Raw genomic sequence first — 3,526 nt, 5'->3', positions numbered from 1 at the left:
GAGTAAGTTAAGTATAATTTGATTGAAGCCTAAAATTTAAGAGAAAATAATTTATGAGAGAAATAATAATATCAACGTTATAAAAATGACTTTAAAAAATAAAGCAACAGCAGGTACGAATTTTAATCATTCATACCTGCTGTTGCTTTTATTATGCGTTCATTGGCACATCCATGATCAATACATAGGCATGATCTTTTATTTCTATGTTGATCTCGTCTGAACCTTCTATACCAATAGCATCGCGTCTTGACAAGGCTTCATCTTCCACCTCAATCCCGCCTTCAATTACAAAAACATATAAACCATTACCTGCACGTTTTTTAGCGTATGAAACAGATGATCCTTTCTCAAATTTACCCAATGAAAACCATGCATCCTGATTGATCTGTAAGGCACCGCCTGTATCTTCAATCGGCGATACAATGTTCAACCATTTACCTTTCATGCTTTCCGGTTCAAATGTTTTTTCACCGTACCGCGGATCAATATTGCGGTGCTTCGGAAACACCCAGATCTGCAGCAAATTCAATGCTTCGGTTTCTGATGCATTGTATTCCGAATGCATTAACCCTTTGCCGGCCGACATGACCTGTACATCTCCTGCTTTGATCACAGAGGTATGACCCATGCTGTCTTTGTGTTTCAGCGCACCTTCCAACGGAATAGTGATAATTTCCATGTTGTTGTGCGGATGCATGCCAAAGCCATAGCCTGCTTCAATGATATCATCATTTAATACACGCAATGCACCAAACTGCTCACGATCTTCTTCGTAATAACCCGCAAAACTAAAGGTATGTCTGGCTTTTAACCAACCGTGGTCAGCAGCTCCTCTGCTGTTTGCTTTATGTATAACTTTTTGTATTTCCTTTTTCATAGTTGTACTCCTTATATTTCCTATTTACATGTTATAACATCTATTTTAGAGAAAAAGTGCAATTAAAATCAGGATTTGCAGGGATCAAATGATAAAAGGATCGTGATATCTCAACTTGAGCCATAACTAATTGAAATAGAATATTTTTAAAATTCTATAAATCTTTTAATCCTGTAAATCCTGATTCAGACAGACACCTACAAGCCAATGATCGAGGGCTCATCAATCCCTCTTAGATTTATGCGCAGTCTGGGTGTGGTAGATGTTACAATTTTGAACGTTGAAACGCCTTCGGGCGCATTAGGAAAGAAATAAAACCGCAGGTCAAATTCGTCAAAAACTAAGTTTTCGTTTTTTGTTCTGAAACCTGCAGCAAGTCCTGAATACAGTTTGTTGTTATACAAAAACTCTGTTTCTGTGCCTACTTGTGCTACCTGCGCCAACATGACAAATGCAAACCGAAAACCCAGTAAACGGAAACGCGGAAATAAATTGGTCATCACGCTCAGACTGGAGGTCTGATATCCCAGTAAAGTCGGCGCGAAGAACTGTTGAATACCATTCGCATCATTGATATTAAGACCGTTATTCAACTGCGGACGGATAATCTTTGCATAGTTGAGCGTAAAATAGAACCTCGACTTCCAGCGGCCCAGCATCTTGATTTTACTGACATACGTACCTTCTCCTTTTACAAAAAAATCCTGTAAGTGATTCACACTATTGTAAAACGCAGAAGCCCGCAGATCCAGCAAAAAGAAATCCCCTTTCTTAGATACCCAGCTATTGAACGTTGCAGCCCCTAAATAATAACGTAGCTGTTCAAGCGTTTGCTGCACACCGGAATTGATCAGGTAAGAATAACCGTAGGGAACGTCTTCCGTTCTACCGAACCCATAAATATAACGCGTTTTATAAAAGTCATAGCGAAAGTAGGTTGCCTGGCCTAAGGTTAAATTATTGTTATTATACAAAGGACTTCTTAATGCATTTTCCTGGTTCGGTTGATATACATAGTTGCAATTGAAGTACCGCATTGATAAGAATAAACGTGCACGATTCTGACGTGAGATGATATCATAATCATCGCCGGTATTTTTGAAACCTGAAAACGTAACGCCGCCCCAGATATCATTTACATTGTATTTGTAATGATAAAAACTTGTATCCGCTTGTTTTGTTTCGTTTACCGACCAGTTGTTTGAATAAAAATAACCGCCGGCTAAACGGGCAGTAGGCATATATATAGGCCGGAGTGCTCCCAGTGTGATGCTTGCTTCATCTTCCTTCCCAACATGCAGTCCGCCGTTCAGCTCCGAATAACGTATATATGGATTGATGAATGTACCACCTGCATTATTTTTCATGTAAGTGAATTCGCTGGCCAGGGGTTTGGTTCTTGTGGAACGGTATTGTCCGCGGTAGGTGATGGATTGGCCCAGCCCTAAAAAATTTTCATCATACAGCTTCCACTGATAATAATTGATATCATTCGGAGTAAAGGATCCGCCGATGGTCCAGAGGTCCTGAACGATCACTTCGATATCAACGCTGTCTTTTGAATGCCTGACCTTTTTAACAAAGATCCGCGCATCGTGCATATAAGGAAGTGTACGGAGCAGTCGCTCATTATCTGCCAAACGGTTTTGATCTACCACTGAATCGTTTTTAATAAACAGGTTGTTACGTACCACAAATGTTTTTGTTTTTTCATGCAGAGATTCAGATACCTTTTCGATCCATAGTTTTTTCTTTACAAAAACAGTATCGTATATATCGCGGTCAAATACATTTTCCTTTTTGATATAAATATTACGGATGATCTTACCTTCGTATGGTGCGTAAGGATTTTCACTCTCTACTGTAAAGGTTGTATCGTAATCAATAAATTTTTGATTTTCCAGATAAATCTCATCCCACAGCTGACGTACGTATTTGTTCTTTTTATACCTTTCGTAATCCTTACGCTTTTTGTAGTCTGTATTACTGGGCAGGTATACAACCGTGTCATCCTGCGAACGGATAATTTTATCTTTTAAAACTAAAAATTGTCCTTTCTTCAATTTAATAGCCATCTGCTGACCATATCCATTTAGAAAAAAACTGTAAATGAATACTGTGGTCAAAAGAACTCTTATCAGCGTTATGTATTTTGTTTTTGCTTTCAACACTCTGAGTACAAACAAAACTGGCTTATGATAAAATTTGATAAAGGGGCGAAGGCGTAGACATACGTATGCAGTGTAATCTATCATAATAACTTCACAATCCTCTTACACGAATATAGAGAGCATTTACATTATTCCAATACAGCTTAAACATCAGAATTAAGACTTAAATAAGTCCTTCATAATTGCCGGATTAAATAATCGTTTATTCCTTTCATCGAACAGATTTGATTCAGAACTTTTTCTTAAGTTTGTGTCACTATGTCATTCTTCGAAAAATTAAAGACCCGCTGGGGCATTACAAGCAACTGGCGTTTGATCAAAATATTACTTATCTTCTCTTTAACCGGTTATTCTGCTGTATATGTACGGAAATTCATTTTTCCGCTGATCGGTATTGATGATATGACATCGCTGTGGATCAAAATCCCGGTATGGATTTTACTGATAACCCCGTTCTATTATTTGTTCATGGTCA

Annotated in this window: 3 protein-coding genes; 1 reads left to right on the top strand and 2 read right to left on the bottom strand. The window is 38.1% G+C overall.

The genetic code is table 11. The annotated features are described in order from the left end of the window. Nucleotides 1-151: 151 nt before the first annotated feature. Nucleotides 152-880, bottom strand: coding sequence for a pirin family protein (locus ACTHJT_RS02785; RefSeq protein WP_440236220.1), 729 nt, complete (start codon nt 878-880; stop codon nt 152-154). A 197-nt stretch (nt 881-1,077) separates the two neighbouring features. Further along, a complete protein-coding gene (locus ACTHJT_RS02780) occupies nt 1,078-2,955 on the bottom strand; it encodes a hypothetical protein (RefSeq protein ID WP_440236219.1) in 1,878 nt (625 codons plus the stop codon). A gap of 354 nt (nt 2,956-3,309) precedes the next feature. On the opposite strand from ACTHJT_RS02780, the gene ACTHJT_RS02775 reads away from it, so the two are divergent. After that, on the top strand, nt 3,310-3,526 hold a 217-nt coding region (locus ACTHJT_RS02775; protein WP_440236217.1), incomplete at its 3' end, for a DUF6787 family protein.

It is taken from the genome of Cytophaga sp. (genome assembly GCF_051961495.1).
Classification (GTDB): Bacteria; Bacteroidota; Bacteroidia; order Cytophagales; family Cytophagaceae; genus Cytophaga.
Note: the sequence above shows the minus strand (reverse complement) of the source record. Positions and strands in the feature narration are given on the sequence as shown.

Bases quoted from the DNA above. Each gene is read 5' to 3' on its own strand.
- ACTHJT_RS02785 (WP_440236220.1), bottom strand. From the start codon at position 880: ATGAAAAAGGAAATACAAAAAGTTATACATAAAGCAAACAGCAGAGGA.
- ACTHJT_RS02780 (WP_440236219.1), bottom strand. From the start codon at position 2,955: ATGGCTATTAAATTGAAGAAAGGACAATTTTTAGTTTTAAAAGATAAA.